At 58.8% G+C, this 18,465-nt stretch carries 19 protein-coding genes and 1 riboswitch; of the genes, 13 read left to right on the top strand and 6 right to left on the bottom strand.

Going from position 1 to position 18,465, the window contains the following annotated elements:
* The first annotated feature begins 105 nt into the window (after positions 1-105).
* The 5 genes from QFI97_RS15355 to QFI97_RS15335 all read left to right on the top strand — a co-directional run bounded on the left by QFI97_RS15355 (position 106) and on the right by QFI97_RS15335 (position 4,250).
* Positions 106-1,344, top strand: coding sequence for a GGDEF domain-containing protein (locus tag QFI97_RS15355; protein ID WP_095097824.1), 1,239 nt, complete (start codon positions 106-108; stop codon positions 1,342-1,344).
* A gap of 146 nt (positions 1,345-1,490) precedes the next feature.
* A complete protein-coding gene (locus QFI97_RS15350; RefSeq protein WP_095097827.1) occupies positions 1,491-1,916 on the top strand; it encodes a hypothetical protein in 426 nt (141 codons plus the stop codon).
* Between the two features lie 5 nt (positions 1,917-1,921).
* Positions 1,922-2,482, top strand: a complete 561-nt coding sequence (locus QFI97_RS15345; protein ID WP_095098149.1) for an RNA polymerase sigma factor — start codon at positions 1,922-1,924, stop codon at positions 2,480-2,482.
* Positions 2,483-2,664: 182 nt separating this feature from the next.
* Complete coding sequence (gene hipB / locus QFI97_RS15340; protein ID WP_095097830.1) at positions 2,665-2,931, top strand: type II toxin-antitoxin system antitoxin HipB; 267 nt, start codon at positions 2,665-2,667, stop codon at positions 2,929-2,931.
* Entirely contained in the window at positions 2,931-4,250 is a 1,320-nt protein-coding gene (locus QFI97_RS15335) for a type II toxin-antitoxin system HipA family toxin (protein WP_346431504.1), read from the top strand. The genes hipB and QFI97_RS15335 overlap by 1 nt, the downstream gene beginning before the upstream one ends.
* Here the strand turns inward: QFI97_RS15335 and QFI97_RS15330 are convergent.
* The 5 genes from QFI97_RS15330 to QFI97_RS15310 all read right to left on the bottom strand — a co-directional run bounded on the left by QFI97_RS15330 (position 4,247) and on the right by QFI97_RS15310 (position 8,738).
* Positions 4,247-4,876: an NrsF family protein gene (locus QFI97_RS15330; protein ID WP_095097836.1), complete on the bottom strand. Its 630-nt coding sequence runs from the start codon at positions 4,874-4,876 to the stop codon at positions 4,247-4,249. The two genes, QFI97_RS15335 and QFI97_RS15330, sit on opposite strands and share 4 nt — an antisense overlap.
* Positions 4,863-5,417 (bottom strand): sigma-70 family RNA polymerase sigma factor, encoded by a 555-nt coding sequence (locus QFI97_RS15325; RefSeq protein WP_095097839.1) that lies wholly within the window; start codon positions 5,415-5,417, stop codon positions 4,863-4,865. Before QFI97_RS15325 ends, QFI97_RS15330 begins: the two co-directional genes overlap by 14 nt.
* Before the next feature lie 14 nt (positions 5,418-5,431).
* The gene (locus tag QFI97_RS15320) at positions 5,432-6,664 is read right to left on the bottom strand and encodes a protein-disulfide reductase DsbD family protein (RefSeq protein WP_346431503.1); all 1,233 of its coding nucleotides are present in this window, start codon (positions 6,662-6,664) and stop codon (positions 5,432-5,434) included.
* 15 nt (positions 6,665-6,679) lie between these two features.
* Positions 6,680-7,252, bottom strand: coding sequence for a peroxiredoxin (locus QFI97_RS15315; RefSeq protein ID WP_095097845.1), 573 nt, complete (start codon positions 7,250-7,252; stop codon positions 6,680-6,682).
* 190 nt (positions 7,253-7,442) lie between these two features.
* A complete protein-coding gene (locus tag QFI97_RS15310; protein ID WP_346432095.1) occupies positions 7,443-8,738 on the bottom strand; it encodes a glycoside hydrolase family 10-like protein in 1,296 nt (431 codons plus the stop codon).
* 656 nt (positions 8,739-9,394) lie between these two features.
* Here QFI97_RS15310 and QFI97_RS15305 point away from each other — a divergent pair.
* The 6 genes from QFI97_RS15305 (at position 9,395) to QFI97_RS15280 (ending at position 15,815) form a co-directional block, all read left to right on the top strand.
* The gene (locus QFI97_RS15305; protein ID WP_331835750.1) at positions 9,395-10,453 is read left to right on the top strand and encodes a branched-chain amino acid ABC transporter substrate-binding protein; all 1,059 of its coding nucleotides are present in this window, start codon (positions 9,395-9,397) and stop codon (positions 10,451-10,453) included.
* A gap of 108 nt (positions 10,454-10,561) precedes the next feature.
* Entirely contained in the window at positions 10,562-11,476 is a 915-nt protein-coding gene (locus tag QFI97_RS15300; protein WP_095097854.1) for an ABC transporter permease subunit, read from the top strand.
* Positions 11,477-11,486: 10 nt separating this feature from the next.
* Complete coding sequence (gene livM, locus QFI97_RS15295; RefSeq protein ID WP_095097857.1) at positions 11,487-12,773, top strand: high-affinity branched-chain amino acid ABC transporter permease LivM; 1,287 nt, start codon at positions 11,487-11,489, stop codon at positions 12,771-12,773.
* Positions 12,770-13,645: an ABC transporter ATP-binding protein gene (locus QFI97_RS15290; protein WP_095097860.1), complete on the top strand. Its 876-nt coding sequence runs from the start codon at positions 12,770-12,772 to the stop codon at positions 13,643-13,645. The genes livM and QFI97_RS15290 overlap by 4 nt, the downstream gene beginning before the upstream one ends.
* The gene (locus QFI97_RS15285) at positions 13,642-14,358 is read left to right on the top strand and encodes an ABC transporter ATP-binding protein (RefSeq protein WP_346431502.1); all 717 of its coding nucleotides are present in this window, start codon (positions 13,642-13,644) and stop codon (positions 14,356-14,358) included. Before QFI97_RS15290 ends, QFI97_RS15285 begins: the two co-directional genes overlap by 4 nt.
* Before the next feature lie 173 nt (positions 14,359-14,531).
* The gene (locus QFI97_RS15280) at positions 14,532-15,815 is read left to right on the top strand and encodes a citrate synthase (protein ID WP_346431501.1); all 1,284 of its coding nucleotides are present in this window, start codon (positions 14,532-14,534) and stop codon (positions 15,813-15,815) included.
* Between the two features lie 40 nt (positions 15,816-15,855).
* On the opposite strand, the gene QFI97_RS15275 is transcribed toward QFI97_RS15280, so the two are convergent.
* Positions 15,856-16,815, bottom strand: a complete 960-nt coding sequence (locus QFI97_RS15275) for a DHHA2 domain-containing protein (RefSeq protein WP_346431500.1) — start codon at positions 16,813-16,815, stop codon at positions 15,856-15,858.
* 42 nt (positions 16,816-16,857) lie between these two features.
* Positions 16,858-16,932: riboswitch (Fluoride riboswitch) on the bottom strand.
* A 242-nt stretch (positions 16,933-17,174) separates the two neighbouring features.
* Here QFI97_RS15275 and QFI97_RS15270 point away from each other — a divergent pair.
* Both QFI97_RS15270 and QFI97_RS15265 read left to right on the top strand, forming a co-directional pair.
* A complete protein-coding gene (locus QFI97_RS15270) occupies positions 17,175-17,852 on the top strand; it encodes a transporter substrate-binding domain-containing protein (RefSeq protein ID WP_346431499.1) in 678 nt (225 codons plus the stop codon).
* Positions 17,853-17,947: 95 nt separating this feature from the next.
* Positions 17,948-18,439 (top strand): GNAT family N-acetyltransferase, encoded by a 492-nt coding sequence (locus QFI97_RS15265; protein ID WP_095097875.1) that lies wholly within the window; start codon positions 17,948-17,950, stop codon positions 18,437-18,439.
* Positions 18,440-18,465 lie beyond the last annotated feature (26 nt).

The following is an 18,465-nucleotide window of genomic DNA, read 5'->3' as shown; positions in this document are numbered from 1 at the left end:
GTCATCCCTTTGAACTCTCTGATTAATTTGATTTTGCGCCAGCAGGCGATAAATGCTCATGTGACTGGATTACAGATAGACGATGTATAGAGGGTGGAGGGCGGCATGCTATTAAAAGAATTAATTATTTTCGACCTGTTAGCCACCCCCGTCTGGGTGGTTCATCCTTTCAAAGAGCGCATCCTCTACAGCAACCAGGCCTCCAGAACCCTCAGCGGCGATATGTCGCTGGATGAGATGCGCAAAGGGACATTCTCCACCTGCCCGGAAGTGAGCCTGCAGAATTACCTCTATTACTGCAAAAATATTGCCGAGATTTTTGAAGTCTGGACAATTAATTCCGCCGACGGCCAGACCTCGATTTACTGTAAAACCACGCTGATTAAATCAGAAGAATATGACACGCTGATTCTCTTCGAAGCGGTAAAGCTGCTGCAGCAAAATGAGTCTATCAATACCTCCTCCCGGCATTACCAGCGGCGCAGTAACGGTTTTTTCTCCCGCTTTTTTATGACCAACTCCGCGCCCATGTTATTAATCGATCCTCACCGGGACGGCAGAATTATTGATGCCAATATTGCCGCGCTGCGCTTTTATAATTACACCTCGGATGAAATGCGGGCGAAGCATACCTGGCAGATTAATACTTTGGGCCGCGATGTTCTGCCGATCATGCGCAACGTCGCAAGCCTGCCTGGAGGCCATAAGCCGCTCAATTTCACCCATATTCTCGCCGATGGCTCCATTCGCCACGTTCAAACCTACGCCGGTCCGGTGGTGCTATACAATATTCGCCTGATGCTCTGCATCGTGCATGACGTAACCGAAGAGGTGCATTTAAGGCGCGAGCTTGAGTTTTCAGCTTCGCACGATCCGCTGACCGGTCTGCTTAACCGGCGTGAGTTTTATCGCATCGTTGATTCCGCTTCGTTTACAGCTGGCGGCTTCTGCCTGCTGCTGGTTGATGTCGATAACTTTAAGGCCATTAACGATAGCTACGGCCATCAGAAAGGCGATGAGGTTTTACTGGCGATTTCCCGGATCCTTGAATCGACGGTGACGCATCAGGACAAAATATATCGCTGGGGAGGCGAGGAGTTTCTGTTATTTCTTCCCGAACGCTCCATCGCGATGGCGCTGCAAATGGCGGAAACCATTCGCCTTGCGGTTAGCGGCCATCAAATGCCGGATCATCCCAGCCCGGTTACCGTCAGCATCGGCGTCGCCGATCGTCAGGATGATGAAGAGATCGACCAGCTGTTCAATCGCGTCGATAAGGCGCTGTATGCGGCGAAGAAAGAAGGGCGAAACCAGGTGAAGCTGCACCTGGTGGAAAAATATTGAGGCGCGGCGCGATGGGCCCCGCAATAAAATATTCGCCGCATAAATATATTTAGCCGTTTTTTTTAAATTCTTAGCAATATTTCTCCGGCTCATTCGTCTACCTCATCAGCAGTCACTTTTCACGACAGTCATGAGGTAGCAAGAAGATGAGAAATTTAGATATGCATGAAAACCGCCGTCATTGCGGCTTTGGTCGCCACCGGATGGGCAAACCGCTGATCGTTGGCGTGGCGATCGTCGCGATACTCGGGCTGGTGGTGATGTCGCTGTGGAACGCGCTGCTGCCGGCCATTCTTGGGGTTAAAAGCATCGGCTTCTGGCAGGCTTTAGGTCTGCTGGCGCTGTCGCGGATCCTCTTCGGCGGCCTTGGCTTCCGCCCGGGCATGTTCGGGATGGGTCGCGAGCGTCGGCGCATGCATGAACGCTGGATGCAGATGAATCCCGAACAGCGCGAAGAGTTTATGCAGCGCTTTGGTCGCCGCGGCCATCGCGGGCATTGCGGCTGGCGCGATCGCCGTAACGACCCCGCCCAGCCGGCAGACGATGCGTCTAAAACGACGCCGACCGAGTGAGCGAAATGAAAGGCGCAACGACGGGAGAGTCACTGCTCGTTTCGGCGCTCAACGCCTGCCGCTCCCGGCTGAAGGCCTTTATCCGCGGCCGCGCCTCGGTACGCGACGAGGCTGACGATATTCTGCAGGAAGTGACCTGGCAATTAATGAAGGTCGAGCAGCCGGTGGAGAACGTCGCCGCCTGGCTGTTCCGCGCCGCGCGTAACGAAATGACCGACCGGGCGCGCAAAAAACGCGAGCTGCCGCTGGCGGACTACTTCAGCGGGGATGAGGAAGGAGAGTTCCCGGAAGATGAGCTGGCGGAGACCCTGTTCGGCGTGCCGCAAACGCCGGAGGACGAGTACCTGAAAGAGCTGCTGTGGGAGGAGCTGAACCAGGCGTTATCCGAACTGCCCGCCGCCCAGCGGGAGGTCTTTGAAAAGACCGAGCTGCTGGGCTACAGCTATAAAGAGCTGGCCGCCGAGTGCGGGGCCAGCGAGCAGGCCCTTCTTTCGCGCAAGCATAAAGCCGTGCTCTATCTGCGTACGCGCCTGCGCGCCCTCTATGATGAGCTGATAACCGACTAAGGCCTGGCCCAATCGCCGGGCACCGCGGTCAATATCCTCAGGTGAGGATATTTCATGATTTATCCCCACTAAAGGATATCGCAGTCTTTATCCTCTTGTGGGGATATTTACGGCGAGCGTTGACATTATCCTCACCAGGGTATAAACAGAGTCTTATCCCCACAAGAGGATAGATAAAGACGATGATAACGCCCCCGACGATCTACAGCCCGGCCCAGCTGGCAAACCATATCAAGCTGGTCCGGCAAAAAAACCAATGGACGCAAAGCGATCTGGCCCGCCGGATAGGCATTAAGCAGGCGACGATCTCGAACTTCGAAAACCATCCGGATAAAACCACCTTAACGACGCTGTTTAAGATTTTACAATCTCTGGAAATGACGATGACGGTGTGCGAAAAGGGCGCGGCCTTTGAGCAAAACGATAGCCAACCGGATCTGGAGTGGTAATGGCAACGCTCGTGACGTGGATGAACAATGAACGCGTCGGGGAGCTGATCAAGCTGAGCAACGGCGCGCATCAGTTCCGTTATGATCGACGCTGGATACAAAACCCGCGCGCGCGACCGCTTTCCCTGTCGCTGCCGCTGCAGTTCGGCAACATCACCTCGGATGCGGTGTTTAACTACTTCGACAACCTGCTGCCCGATAGCCCGCTGGTGCGCGATCGCATTGTCAAGCGCTACCAGGCCCGCTCGAAGCAGCCCTTCGATCTGCTGGCCGAGGTGGGGCGGGATAGCGTCGGGGCGGTCACCTTACTCCCCGTTGGCGACGCACCGGCGACCGGCGGCCTGACCTGGGAACCGCTCGACGACGTCCGGCTTGACGCGCTGCTGACGGCCTATCGCGCGGATATTCCGCTCGGCATGATTAACGGCCAGGAGGAGTTCAGAATATCGGTCGCCGGCGCTCAGGAGAAAACGGCGCTGCTGAAGATGGACGGCCGCTGGTGCATACCGACGGCGACAACGCCAACGACGCATATTATCAAGCTGCCGATCGGCGAGATAAGGCAGCCGGACGCGGTGCTGGATCTTAGCGAAAGCGTGGACAACGAATATTTATGTCTGGCCCTGGCGCGGGAGCTGGGCTTTGCCGTTCCGCAGGCTGAAATTATCACCACCCGCAGCACCCGGGCGCTGGCCGTTGAGCGCTTTGACCGCCGCTGGGCGCAGGAAAACACGCGGCTGCTGCGCCTGCCGCAGGAGGATCTGTGCCAGGCGTTCGGGATGCCTTCCTCGATGAAGTACGAGTCGGACGGCGGGCCGGGCGTGGCGCAAATTATGGCGTTTCTGCTGGGCTCCAGCGAGGCGCTGAAGGATCGCTACGATTTTATGAAGTTCATCGTTTTTCAATGGCTGATCGGCGCCACCGACGGGCATGCGAAGAATTTTTCCATTTTTCTTCAGCCCGGCGGCAGCTACCGCCTGACGCCTTTCTACGACATCATCTCGGCTTTTCCTGTGCTGGGGGGCGCGGGTTTGCATATCAGCGACCTGAAGCTGTCGATGAGCCTGAAAGCAACCAAAGGGCGGAAAACGGAGATCCAAACGATCTATCCGCGTCATTTCCTCGCCACGGCGAAGGAGGTGGGATTTGCGCAGCAGCAGATGCTGGAGATCCTGCGCTATTTTGCCGATAACCTGCCGCGGGCGGTCGATGCGGTAAGGGCCTCGTTGCCGGGAGATTTTTCGCCGACGGTTTACCAGGCCATTATTTCTCACACCCTCAGGAACCATGCGCGGCTGCAAAGCGGGCTGGCGGGTTAGCGGACGCTAACCCAACGCTTGCCGACAATCACCGTCAGCGCGACGATCGTCGCGATCGCCGCCAGATGCAGCGCAAAATCCAGCAGGTGCAGATGCACCGGATGACAAAACGCCAGCAGGCTTACCGCAAGGCTGGCGACGCCGAGCCCCGCCATCGCCAGGCTGCGCGCGGGATAGAGCGCCCGCGTGCGCCGCAGGCTGGCGATCATCAGCGCCATCATCGGCGTACTGACGACCAGCAGAAAGGTGAAACAGCTGACGCTGTCGTCATCGTGCAGCGGCGGCGCGTCGCCGGGAATGCTGCTGATGCTCAGACCGAGCCACATCAGGCCAATGGGCAAAAGGGCCTTCCAGCTGATGCTCCGGCGCCCGGCAATGCTCATGGTGAACGCGCGGCGAATGGTTAACGTCCCGAGCAAAAATGCCAGCGCCAGCTGCACCACGGCCAGGCTCGCGCCGGGCTGGGACCAGTCGGTCAGGCCGCGCCGTACGAGGAAGCTGGCGGCGTAGGCGCAAGGCAGGGCAACGGCCAGCCAGCCCGCGACGCGCCAGCCGATCGGCCACGGACGTTTTACCGGGCGCATTTCGCGGCCCAGTTTTTCAATAAGCAGATTATGATCGGTCATGATGAGCTCCAAATCGGCGCAGGTTTTTCAACGCCCGATGCAGCAGCGATTTCACCGCCGCTACGCTTAGATTGTTATGGGTGGCCGCTTCCGTCAGGCTCATTTCTCGCAGATGAACGTGCTCGACAATTTCGCGCTGGCGCAGGGGAAGCTGCTGCAGATAGCCCGCCAGCTCCTCCCGGCTGTCCTGGCGCGGCGGATCGGCAGTTGCCGCCTCGGGCAGCACCTCGTCAGAGAGTTCCCAGTGCTGATAGCGCCCGCGCCGTCGCAGCGCGTCAACGGATCGGGCGGAGATAATCGCCAGCAGCCAGGGCAGAAAGGGAAAGGCCGGATCGTAGGTGTGACGTACCCGATGTACGCTGAGCAGTACATCCTGGATAACATCTTCCACCAGCGCCTCGTCGGCGATCCGTTTCCGCACCTGCGAACGGATCACCGGCACCAGCGCTTTGAGCAGGCGGGTGTAGGCGAGCTGATCCCCCGCCTGCGCCTGCTCCATTAGCGCGGGCCAGCTGTCGCGCGCGCTATCGTTTGTTTGCATAATCCGCCTTGTTATTACGCCTTTTTGCCGGCGGCCTGGGTCAGGGCGTTGACCACGATCCCCGGCGTCAGCACCTGCGGCAGGACTTTCGGCGGTCCGCCGTCGGCCGGATAAACCACATACAGCGGCAGTCCGCCCTGGCCGAACTGGTTGAGCGCATCGTCTACGTCCGGATTAAATTTAGTCGAGTCCGCCACCATATAGACGGTATCGGTTTTTGCCAGCGCCTCTTTCACCGCCTGGGTGGAGAGCGACGTTTTCTCATTCACCTGGCAGGTAATACACCAGGAGGCGGTAAAGTTGACGAAGATAGCCTTACCGTGACCGCGCTGCGCGGCGACGGTTTGCGGCGTCCAGCGCTGGGACGACACCTCCGCCGTTTGCCCGACATCCGGCGAGGAGGCGGCGGGTTTAACCAGCCCCGGCAGCGGCGCAATGACCGCCACAATCAGCGCGGCGGTAACCGCAAACAGGGCCTTGTGTCCCTTGCCCTGGAAGGCGCGACGTTGCGCAATGCCGTACAGCCAGGCGGCGAAGCTGAGCACCACCGAGGCGGCAAGCAGGGCGGCTAACGCCGCGCTCCCGGCCTGCTGGGCCAGGACCCACACCAGCCATGCCCAGGCGCCAAACATCGGAAAGGCGAGCGCGCGTTTAAGGATATCCATCCACGGACCGGGGCGCGGCAATATTCTGGCGAGCGCCGGAAAGAGCGACACCAGGGTAAATGGCGCGGCGAAGCCGAATGCCAGCGCGAGGAAGATGGTTAACGATACCGCCGGCGGCTGGACCAACGCGTAGCCAATCGCACTGGCCATAAAGGGCGCGGCGCAGGGCGTGGCGACCACGATCGCCAGCGCGCCGGTTAGCGCCGAGCGGATAAAAGCGCCGCGGCCGATATCCAGCCCGCCGACGCGCTGCGCCGTCAGCCCGACTTCAAAGACGCCAAGCAGGTTAAGCGCCGCGCCGAGGATCGTCAGGGAGAGCAGCGCGATCACCAGCGGCGACTGCAGCTGGAAGCCCCAGCCGACGGCGGTGCCGCCGGCGCGAATCGCCAGCAGAATGCCCGCCAGCGCCATCATGGTGATAACGACGCCGAGCAAAAACGCCAGGCCGTCACGGCGGGCGCTGGCGGCGTTATCAGAGTGACGCAGCAGCCCCAGCGCCTTCAGGGAGATCACCGGAAAAACGCAGGGCATAAAGTTGAGAATGATGCCGCCAATAAAGGCGGCCAGCATCGCGGTTAACATCGCTGGCCTCTTTACTTAATGGGTTTGCGGGTGAGAAGCGTCGTACTGCTTCACGGCAGCGAGCGTTTTCTCAATATGTGCATCCGGGTTTCTATCAGTGTAACTCAGCAGGATGTTGCCATCCGGCGCAATCACGTACGAAGTGCGATCGGAGAGCGTTTTACCTTTCATCTCCATCAGCGTCTGATACTGCGCGGCGACTTTAGCTCCCGGGTCCGCCGCGACGGCGAACTTATCGCGACACTCCAGTTTGGAGAAGTCGCTGACCTGGTCGGTATTACCCGCGGTCACGCCAACGACGGTGGCCCCCATTTTAGTGAAGCTGTCGGTAGCTTCCGCGAAGTCATGAGCTTCAATGGTACAGCCGGCGCTAAAAGCCGCCGGGAAGAAATAGAGCACCACCGGCCCCTTTTGCAGCGCCTGCTGCAGGGAGAAGGTCAGCGGTTTACCGGCGAGGGCGCCCTGCAGCTTAAAGTCCGGCGCTTTAGCGCCCACGGGCAGCGCCGCGCCGGCGTTGAACGCGGTGGCGGACAGACCCAGCGCGGCGGTCATAGTCAGGGTACGGATGAGGTTTTTAATGCGTGTCATTATCTGCTCCTGCGATTTTGGGGAGTGCCGGTTTGGCCAAACTCGTTCATCTCAGCTATTCAATTCGCCGCAGCGGAGGGAAAAGTTGCGCGCAGGTGAAAAAAAAGTGCGCCCGGCCGATGACGTGATGAGCCGGGCGCAGAACGCAGGGAGAGAACGCCGGCTAAAGGGGTTCAGCCGGCGGGATGGGCTAACTTCCCCAGCGGTTCTGCAGATAGTTGACGGCCTGCCGGGTCTGCGGCTGGTTCAGGTTGTTCTCGCGGAACAGAATGGTGCCCTGGATTTCGGGAATCGACTCGTTGAGGTCCAGCTGCTTTTTCAGCTCCGGCACGCCGCCGTTAACCATCCAGTCGGGTTCATTTTTTGACGGTTCGCCGACTTTGTAGAGCGCCACGCCGATATAGAGCCGCGTACGGGTAGGCTTGACGACCTCCGCCCACCATTTCGCCAGCACGTCGTAGCGGGCGGCGTCGCGCGCAAAGGGCCAGTACAGCTGAGGCGCGATGTAGTCGAGCAGCCCCTGCTGTACCCAGCTGCGGGTATCGGCGTAGGACTCATCATAGGTCGCCGCGCCGCGCGTGTCTGAGCCGGCGGGATCGTGGGAGCGGTTGCGCCACACGCCGGCCGGGCTGACGCCAAACTCAACGTTGGGGTTAATCTGCTTAATCGTGCGCGACACCTGCGCAATCAGCTGCTGCGTATTGTGCCGGCGCCAGTCCGCTTTGCTGGCGAACCCCTGGCCATACTGTTGGAAGGTTTGATTGTCGTTAAGGGATGAGCCCGCCGTCTCGGTGTAGAAATAGTCGTCAAACTGCACGCCGTCGACCGGGTAGCGCTGCACGACTTCGGCGACGATGCCGGTTATCCAGTCGCGAGCCTGCGGAATGCCCGGGTCGAGGACAAAGCGGTCGCTTGCGGTGCGGATCCAGTCGCGATGCAGCACAAATACGCTGGCCGGACTTTGCGACTGCGTGCGGTTCAGCTCGGCGACGGTTTTCGGGCGGGTGTTCACCGAGACGCGGTAGGGGTTAAACCAGGCGTGAACCCGCATCCCGCGCTTATGCGCTTCATCCAGCATAAACTGCAGCGGATCGTAGCCCGGGTCCTCGCCGATGGCGCCGGTCAGCATATCGGACCACGGTAAAATCTTTGAGGGCCACAGCGCGGTGCCGTCGGGTTTGACCTGGAAGAACACGGTGTTAATCCCGAGGCGCTGCAGATTATCGAGCTTGGCGATCAGCGCCACCTTTTGCTGGCTAATCCGGCTTTCCGGGCTGCTGGCAATGATCGAGCCCACCGGCGGCCAGTCGAGGCGTGAGACCGTCGTCAGCCAGACCCCGCGTACCGGCCCATGCGTTTTGGGCAGCGCCGGCTGTTTAACCGCTGGCGGCAGCGGCGTAACCAGCGAGCGAGGCGGCTGGCTGCTGCAGCTGGCGAGGATAAAGGCGGTCGCCACCAACGCGGCCGATGCGGCCACGGTAGCCATAAAAAAGCGACGAGAGCGGATAGTCATAGACGTGGGCTTATTCTGTGAGTCGCGTAAAAGAAGCATTTTCGTATTATGCGCATTTAAGTCAATCCTTAGTATGGGGAATTATCTGGGCCTGGGGTCGGCGCTTTTTACGATTGCCGCAGGCGTAATCTATTTTTTTAACTGCGTATTAAAACAACGCGACGAAACAATCGCTCTTGCTATCTCGTTCACAATATTGCAACAGAATTTTTCACGCTCATGATCATTTTCGCACTTTTGCACCAGGCCAGTGCGCAACGTCAGCAAAGAACAACTATGTTTAGCTCGCGGGTCGGAACGGATGCCGCAGTCCTCAATTCGCCACGTGATGGCAACATATCTCCTGACCTGTCCTGAAATGCACGTTGGTCGGTGGCGGTAACCGCGGCTGTTACGCGTTGCTCTCATCTATTAGTAAGCGATCTGTCATGTCATTTCTTCCTGGCGGGATTTTTGCTTCTTCCACCTTTAGCCGCTGCGGCTGGATAACGGCCTTCGGCAAACAAAACGGTAAGTGATATTTTCCGCGCCATTTAATGGCGCCAGGTTATAAATCGCTGAGGAATATCTGAATGTCTCTGAAACTGAAAAAGTTGACTCTTCATTTTGCGATTGCAGGTTGTATGAGTGTGGCATTTTGCGCACAGGCGGATGTGAAGATTGGCGTTGCCGGGCCGTTCACCGGACCTAATGCCTCCTATGGCGCTCAGTACTGGAAAGGGGCATCGCAGGCGGTAGCAGACATTAACGCGGCGGGAGGAATTAAGGGCGAAAAAATTGTGCTGGTGCAGGGGGATGACGCCTGCGAACCGAAGCAGGCCGTCGCGGTAGCCAACCGCCTGGTTGATGAGTCGGGGGTTTCCGCGGTTGTCGGACACTTCTGTTCGTCATCGACGATGCCGGCATCCGAAGTGTACGACGAGGCGGGGATCCTGACGATTACGCCGGGGTCGACTAACCCGCTGATCACCGAGCGCGGGATGAAGGATATGTTCCGTATGTGCGGCCGCGACGATCAGCAGGGGGCGATCGCGGCGGACTATATGCTTGATGTGCTGAAGGCGAAGAAAATAGCCGTCATTCATGACAAGGACACCTACGGTCAGGGGCTGGCCGACGCCACCCGCGCGGCGCTGGCAAAACGCGGTACCAAAGAGGTGCTGTACGAAGGGCTATCGCGGGGTGAGAAAGACTTCAACGCCCTGGTCACCAAAATTGGCGCGCTGAAGCCTGACGTGGTCTATTTCGGCGGCTGCCATCCGGAAGCCGGCCCGCTGGTGCGTCAGATGAGGGAGCAGGGGCTGCAGGCGAAATTCTTCTCCGGCGACTGTGTCGTTACCGAGGAGCTGGTGACTACTGCCGGCGGCCCGCAGTTTACCAACGGCGTACTGATGACGTTTGGTAAAGATCCGCGAACCATTCCTGAGGGCAAAACGGTTATTGAGAAATTCCGCGCCAGCGGCTTCGAGCCGGAAGGCTATACCCTGTACGCCTACGCGTCTATCCAGGCTATCGCCGCGGCCTATAACGCGGTGGGTGCCGACAACACCAAGGCCAGCGAGTGGCTGAAAAATCACAGCGTTGATACGGTTATGGGCAAAAAGGCCTGGGACGGTAAAGGCGATCTGAAGGTGTCGGATTATGTGGTCTACGCATGGGATGACAAGGGCAAATATCACCAGCTTTAACCGTTTGCTGAACTCTTTGTCCCTATAAAAAAGGGCGTCGTACTACTGAAGGCAGCGCGCGGCGGGAGCTTTGCCGGTCGCTGCCTGCTTACTGGCAGGATGGTTTCTATGGAAGCGTTTTTTCTGCAACAACTGATTAATGGGCTGACGCTGGGAGCCGTTTACGGATTAATTGCCATCGGCTATACCATGGTTTACGGCATTATCGGGATGATTAACTTCGCGCATGGCGAAGTGTATATGGTTTCCGCCTACCTTTGCGCCATCGGCCTGGCGCTACTCTCCTGGTTTGGCATTCACTCTTTTCCGGTTTTGATCTTCGGCACGCTGGTGTTCACCATTGTGGTGACCGGCGTTTACGGCTGGACTATTGAGCGTATCGCCTATCGGCCGCTGCGCAATTCAACCCGCCTGGCGCCGCTAATCTCGGCTATCGGCATGTCGCTTATCCTGCAGAACTATGTGCAAATCAGCCAGGGACCGAACCAGCAGGGCATCCCGACCCTGCTGACGGGGGTGCTGCGCTTCGAGGTTGGCGACGGCGTGGTGCAAATTACGTGGACCAAAATATTTATTCTCGTCGCCGCGCTGGTGGGGATGATGATCCTCTCGTGGGTCATTAATCATACCCGGCTGGGGCGGGTATGCCGGGCGACGCAGCAGGATCGGCGCATGGCCGCAATCCTCGGCATTAATACCGACCGGGTTATCTCGCTGGTCTTTATGATCGGCGCCGCGATGGCCGGGCTGGCCGGGGTGCTGGTGACGATGAATTACGGCACCTTCGATTTTTATATCGGCTTCATTATTGGCATTAAGGCCTTTACCGCAGCGGTGCTGGGAGGGATTGGCTCCCTGCCGGGAGCGATGCTGGGCGGTCTGCTGCTGGGCGTGGCTGAAGCCCAGTTTGCCGGGATGGTGAACTCTGATTACAAAGACGTGTTTTCCTTCGCTCTGCTGGTGGCAATTTTGATATTTCGCCCTCAGGGGCTGCTGGGTCGTCCGATGGTCGCAAAGGTTTAAGGGGTAAAGCATGGGTGAAGCATCGCGCAAGCAAGGGCTGGATATTAAAAAAAGCCTGATTGATAGCGTTCTGGCGGGGCTATGTGCGCTGATAGTGTTTGGACCGATCGTCGGCATTGTGCTGAAAGGCTACAGTTTTGAACTCTCCACCCAGCGGGTGGTGGTCATCGTCGCGGTGGTGATGGCCGGCAGGCTGCTGCTGAGCCTGCTGCTGCAAAGCCGCGGCGGACGCAAATTTATCGCCCGTTTTGAAGGGGCCGATGACGGGGTCTACGTCCGTCCGGTCGGCTACCGCTCGCGGCTGCGCTGGATAGTACCGCTGCTGCTGGTGGCGGCGGCGATTTTTCCGGCTATCGCCACCAAGTATCTGCTGACGGTGGCCATTCTTGGGCTGATTTACGTGCTGCTCGGGCTTGGGCTGAATATCGTGGTGGGGCTCGCCGGCCTGCTTGATTTGGGCTACGTGGCGTTCTATGCGATTGGCGCCTATGGCCTGGCGCTGGGCTACCAGTATCTGGGGCTCGGATTTTGGGCGATGCTGCCGCTGGGGGCCATCATGGCGGCGCTGGCGGGGGCGCTGCTCGGCTTTCCGGTGCTGCGAATGCACGGGGACTATCTGGCGATCGTCACCCTGGGGTTTGGCGAAATTATTCGTCTGGTGCTGAATAACTGGGTCAGCTTTACCGGCGGGCCGAACGGCGTTTCCGTGCCGGCGCCCACGTTGTTCGGGCTGGAGTTCGGGCGCAGGGCGAAAGACGGCGGGGTGCCGATCCATGAGTTTCTGCACGTTAGCTACAACCCCAACCTGAAGTTTATCTTTATCTATGGCGTGCTGTGCCTGGTGGTGGTGCTGGTGCTGTTTATCAAACACCGCTTAACGCGGATGCCTATCGGCCGAGCGTGGGAAGCGCTGCGCGAGGACGAAATTGCCTGCCGCGCGATGGGGCTCAACCACGTGCTGGTTAAGCTTTCGGCCTTTATGCTCGGCGCGTCTACCGCCGGTATTGCCGGGGTCTTTTTCGCTACCTACCAGGGGTTTGTTAACCCGACGTCATTCACCTTTTTTGAGTCCGCGCTCATCCTGGCCATTGTGGTGCTGGGCGGCATGGGTTCAACGCTGGGGGTGGTGCTGGCGGCCTTTGTGCTGACCGTCGCGCCCGAACTGCTGCGCGGTTTCGATGAGTATCGCGTCCTGCTGTTTGGCGTGCTGATGGTACTGATGATGATCTGGCGGCCGCGCGGGCTGGTGCGAACCAGCCGCATGGGGGTTACCGTGCGCAAGGGAGTGGCACCATGAGCGACAGCATTCTGCGGGTAGAGCATCTGATGATGCATTTTGGCGGTATCAAAGCGCTTAACGACGTTAACCTCGATGTGGAAAGGGGCTCGATTACCGCGCTGATCGGCCCCAACGGCGCGGGGAAAACCACGGTTTTCAACTGCCTGACCGGGTTTTATCGCGCCACGGGCGGGGCGATTGTGCTCAACGCCCGCGCCGCGATGACCGACGTTATTCAGGTCCTCGGGCAAAAAATACGTCCCGATGATTTGCTCCACCCGGCGCGTCTGGGGTCGCGGATCTACTACAAAATGTTCGGCGGGACGCATCTGGTGAACCGGGCCGGGCTGGCGCGGACCTTCCAGAATATCCGCCTGTTTCGCGAGATGTCGGTGATCGAAAACCTGCTGGTGGCCCAGCATATGCAGGTAAACCGTAATCTGGTGGCCGGCATCCTGAACACCCGCGGCTATCGTAAGGCCGAAAACCAGGCCCTCGACCGCGCCTTCTACTGGCTGGAGGTGGTGGATCTGGTGGATTGCGCCAACCGGCTGGCCGGCACGCTCTCCTACGGTCAGCAGCGGCGGCTGGAGATTGCCCGCGCCATGTGCACCGGCCCGGAGATGATCTGCTTAGATGAGCCCGCCGCGGGGCTGAACCCTGCGGAGACGCACGCCCTGAGCCGAATTATCCGCTTTCTGCGCCAGCATCACGGCATCACCGTTTTGCTGATTGAGCATGATATGGGGATGGTGATGGAGATCTCCGATCATATTATCGTCCTCGACCGCGGGGACGTGATCGCCCGCGGCGCTCCGCAGGAGATCCAGTCGAATATCAGCGTTATCGCCGCTTATCTGGGCGCGGATGAAGAGGAGATTGCGGTATGAGTCAGCCGTTGCTTGAGTTTCGCCAGGTGGACGTCTTTTACGGTCAGATTCAGGCGCTGAACCAGGTCTCGCTGACGGTCAATGAAGGAGAGACGGTGGCGCTGATCGGCGCCAACGGCGCCGGTAAATCCACGCTGCTGATGTCCATCTTTGGTCAGCCGCGCATCGCGGAGGGGCAGATCCTCTATCGTGGGGAGGATATCAGCCGAAAATCCACCCATTTTATCGCCGGAAACGGCATCGCTCAGGCGCCGGAAGGGCGGCGTATTTTTGCGGATATGACGGTAGAAGAGAACCTGCTGATGGGGACCATCCCGATTGGCAGCCGCTATCAGGAAGAGGATAAGCGACGCATGTATCAGCTTTTTCCCCGGCTTGAAGAGCGGCGGACGCAGCGGGCGATGACGCTTTCCGGCGGCGAGCAGCAGATGCTGGCGATTGCCCGCGCGCTGATGAGCAGGCCGAAGCTGCTGCTGCTCGACGAGCCGAGCCTCGGGCTGGCGCCGCTGGTGGTTAAGCAAATCTTTCAAATACTGCGCGAACTGACGGCGCAGGGAATGACGCTATTTCTGGTGGAACAAAACGCCCACCACGCGCTTAAGCTTTCCGATCGGGCGTACGTGATGGTTAACGGCCAGATCCGGCTTAGCGGAACCGGGAGCGAGCTGCTCGACAATCAGGAGGTCCGGAACGCCTATCTGGGGATGGTGTGACAGGTGACGCTGTCACGAATCATGGGGCGTTATTGATTCGTGGCGGCAATAATTACCCCTTTTAGCTATTCATATCAAAGAATAGCGAATCCACTGCGGCTATGTTCAAGGTTGCGCCTGAAAAATTGATTCAGGTTTATGACACGCTTGTTGTACAGGGGGAACTTTACAGGATGGCCACTAAACCGCTAACGCTTACTTTCGATGGGCAACAGCCTATTCCCCTGGAGACGGTTTCCGGGACTCTGGGCCGCGTGGGCATTGATATCCGCGCGCTAAATCAGTCAGATCTATGCAGCTTCGACCCTGGTTTTACCAATACCGCCGGCTGCCGGTCGGCCATCTCCTATATTGATACCGAAAACAGCACGCTGCTACACCGTGGCTACCCGGTAGACCAGCTGGCGCGGCAGTGCGAGTTCCTTGAGGTGGCGTATATTATGCTGCGGGGCGAGGCGCCGGATGAAGCCAGCTATCAGGTTTTCCGCAATACGATCACCCGCCACACGCTGGTGCATGAACAGATGTCGCGGATGTGCAGCGGCTTTCGCCGCGACTCCCATCCGATGGCCCTGATGTGCGCGATGGTTGGGGCGCTGGCGGCGTTTTACCATGATGTGCTGGATGTAGAAAACCCTGAACACCGCGCCCTTGCGGCCACGCGTCTGCTGTCAAAAATGCCGACGCTGGCGGCGATGAGCTATAAATACGCCATCGAGCAACCCGCGCCATATCCGCGCAACGATCTCTCCTATGCGGGGAACTTCCTGCATATGCTGTTTGCGGTTCCGGCGGAGAAATATGTGGTGAATCCGGTTATTGAGGAGGCGATGAACCAGATTCTGGTGCTGCACGCCGACCACGGCCAGTGCGCTTCCACCACCACGGTGCGGGCCGCCGGCTCCTCGGGGGCAAACCTGTTTGCCTGCGTTGCGGCGGGCCTCGCTTCCCTGTGGGGGCCGATGCACGGCGGAGCCAACGAAGCCAGCATGCGGATGCTGGAAGAGATTGAAACCGTGGATCAGGTGCCCGTTTTTCTGAGTAAGGCGAAGCGCGATCCGCAGGCGTTCCGCCGCCTGGGCTTTGGTAACTCGCGTTACCGCCACCTGGACCCGCGCGCCGCTATTCTCCGCGAAACCTGTCACCGGGTGCTTGCGGAGCTGGGAATGTCAGACCAGCTGCTGCAGGTGGCGATGGCCCTTGAAGAGGTGGCGCTGACCGATCCCTACTTTATTGAAAACGGCCTGTCGCCCAGCGTCGATTTTTATACGGCAGCGATCCTCAAGGCGATGAAGCTGCCTTCGTCAATGTTTGTGGTGGTAACCGCCGTCGGCCGCACGCTGGGCTGGGTGGCCCACTGGAATGAGATGCATGAAGAGCCGCTGAGTATTTACCGCCCGCGGCAGATCTACACCGGCGAAGCCCCGCGAGATTACGTCTCCCGCCGCGAGGTGTAATCCCACGCCGTCCCGTGAGCGGGGCGGCGTCCGTTAAATATCACGATCGCTCATCCGCTGCGGCCAGGCGCTCGGTCAGCCACGGGAGGATCTCCTTTTTTCTGCTGGTCATGCCCGGGAGAGAAACCTGATGGCTGCGGATAAGGTCGTTGGGCGAAAAATAGAGGATGGAATGGCGATGGGTAATGTCGGTTAGCATCAGAACAACCATCTCCAGTCCCATTTCACGCCTGGCTCGCTCCATCTCCTGTTTCAGTCCGGGCAAATGCGGGTTGATATCCGACATATCGCGAACCTCAATTTGCGCTAACAGGAGAGAGACGCCGTGGATCTGGTAATTTTTTGCATCGCGATGCAGCAGCTGCGCCGCGGACTGGCCCGCCAGGGCGGTTTTCGCCGCCAGCAGCCCGGCGACGAAGGCGTCGTAATCAACGCCGGCAATATCGCGCAAAATCGCCACCGACTCGCGGTCCCGCGGCGTAGTGGTGGGGCCGCTGAGGGCGACCGTATCGCTGAGTATGGCTCCCAGCAGCAGGATCGCCTGGGCCGCGCTGAGCGGCATCGGGCTCTCCGTCGTCAGGATCGTGAGAATAACCGTCGCGCAGCATCCTACCGCGCGGATCCAAACGTCCGGCGGATTTTTGGTCACAATGGTGCCCACGCGATGGTGGTCAATAATGCCGATCACATCGCTGTCGGGGAGCGTTAGCGGGCCTTGTTCAACGTCGGTGAAATCAACCAGCCAGACCTTTTTATTCGTCAGATCGTCGGCGAGTAAATCCGGCTGTGTGACCCCCGCAACCTGCAGAATATACCGCGTTTCCGGGGTTAACTCCCCCAGACGGAAAGGGCGCGCCGGCCTGGCGGTATAGTTGAGCCAGTCGGCCACAACCAGCGCGCTGCAGATCGTGTCGCTGTCAGGGTTCCGATGGCCAAAGACGTGGATAATGGACTCTTGCGCTGAGGTAAGAGGCAGAGATAAAGCGCGTTGATTGTGCATAGCAACTCCTGACATACATGCCCGTAGGGGAACAGCAATAATTGTACATCAGGCGTCATCATCCGGTTCGACAGAGCCGGCGGTTGGGAAAGGTGGAACACCATCACCTTGTCGCCAAACCTTATCCAAGGCGCAAAGAGAAATCAATAACCAGTGGTGATGAATCAGAATCGATCCAGCACACCGATCCGCGATTTCTCAGCGAAATAGCGCGGCGGCGGCTCTGCCCGACGAGCTTAAATGAGGCTATATTTTGGGGACGCTAACCGCATTTAGCCTGATTCAGGCGCTTAATACCCGGTAGCCGGCAGGTCGGTGAAATTCAGCACCTCAATATTATCGCTTCAGGGAGACACCGCATGAGCGCCGCTAAACCAATACGTTTTGCGATTAACCTCGGCAACGCTGTTCTGGCAAAGACGCTGGCGGACGGGCAGCCGGGCGGGATTACGCCGGAGATTGCCGGGCGTATTGCGGCAGAGCTGGGGGCTACGCCGCAGTTTGTTACCTATCCGGCGGCGGTTAAGGTGGTGGACGATGCGCAAAATGACGTCTGGGATATTGCCTTTCTGGCGATAGATCCTCAGCGCGAGGAAACCCTGCGCTTCACCCAGCCCTACATCACCATTCAGGGTACCGTGCTGGTCAAGGCGCGGAGCCGCTGGCAGAGCGTCGCGGAGATGGATAAAGAGGGAGTGGTGATTAACGTCGGCAAGGGCGCGGCGTACGACCTGCACCTGACGCGTCAGCTCCGCTTTGCCACACTCAACCGTCTGAGCTCATCGCAGGCGGCCATCGATGCGTTTATCAACGGCGAGGGGGATATGGCTGCGGGCATCCGCCAGCCCCTCGAACGTGCCGCCGCCGGGCACGCCGGCTTGCGCGTACTGGCCGATAATTTCGGTCAGATAAATCAGGCGATTTGCGTTCCTCGAAGCAGGGACGGGTCCTATCAACGGCTGGTTGCTCTGCTGACGCAATGGCAGCAGGACGGCTCGGTCCAGCAAATTATTGACCGCCACCTGGCCGAGCAGTAAGCCCGCCTGACGCAGCGGCGTAGAGAATGCAGCGCAAAGCTGCCGCCTGAAGTGTATTATGCTCGCAACCACATGAGTATAAAGAGGTTCAGCTAATGACCACCCCCGTATTGCGCCAGGCTACGCTCGCCGATGCCAATCGCTGCTACGCGATTGAAATCACCTCTTATGAAGGCGATGAAGCCGCGACGTTAGAAAAAATCACGACCCGTATCGCCAGATATCCGCAAGGCTTCCTGTGTATGGAAATCGCGGGTGAAATCGTCGGTTTCATCAACGCAGGCTGCGCCTGGGAGGTGGTGATGTCCGATGAAGAGTTTAAGGAGCTGGTCGGGCACGATGCCGCCGCGCCCAACGTGGTGATTATGTCGGTGGTGGTGCACCCCGATTTCCAGGGTAAGGGCTATTCATCTCTGCTGATGCGCGAATTTTTATCGCAGATGAGGTCGATGAATAAGAAGACCGTTCATCTGATGTGCAAGGATCGCCACGTCGATCTCTACGCGCACTTTGGTTTTCAATATATCAAGCCGTCGGCATCCGATCATGGCGGCATGGCGTGGCATGAAATGATGCTGGCGCTGTAATATTGCTTGTCGGGAAAACCGCCCCC

Source organism: Klebsiella scottii (assembly GCF_036561945.1).
Taxonomy (GTDB): Bacteria; Pseudomonadota; Gammaproteobacteria; order Enterobacterales; family Enterobacteriaceae; genus Klebsiella; species Klebsiella scottii.
Note: the sequence above shows the minus strand (reverse complement) of the source record. Positions and strands in the feature narration are given on the sequence as shown.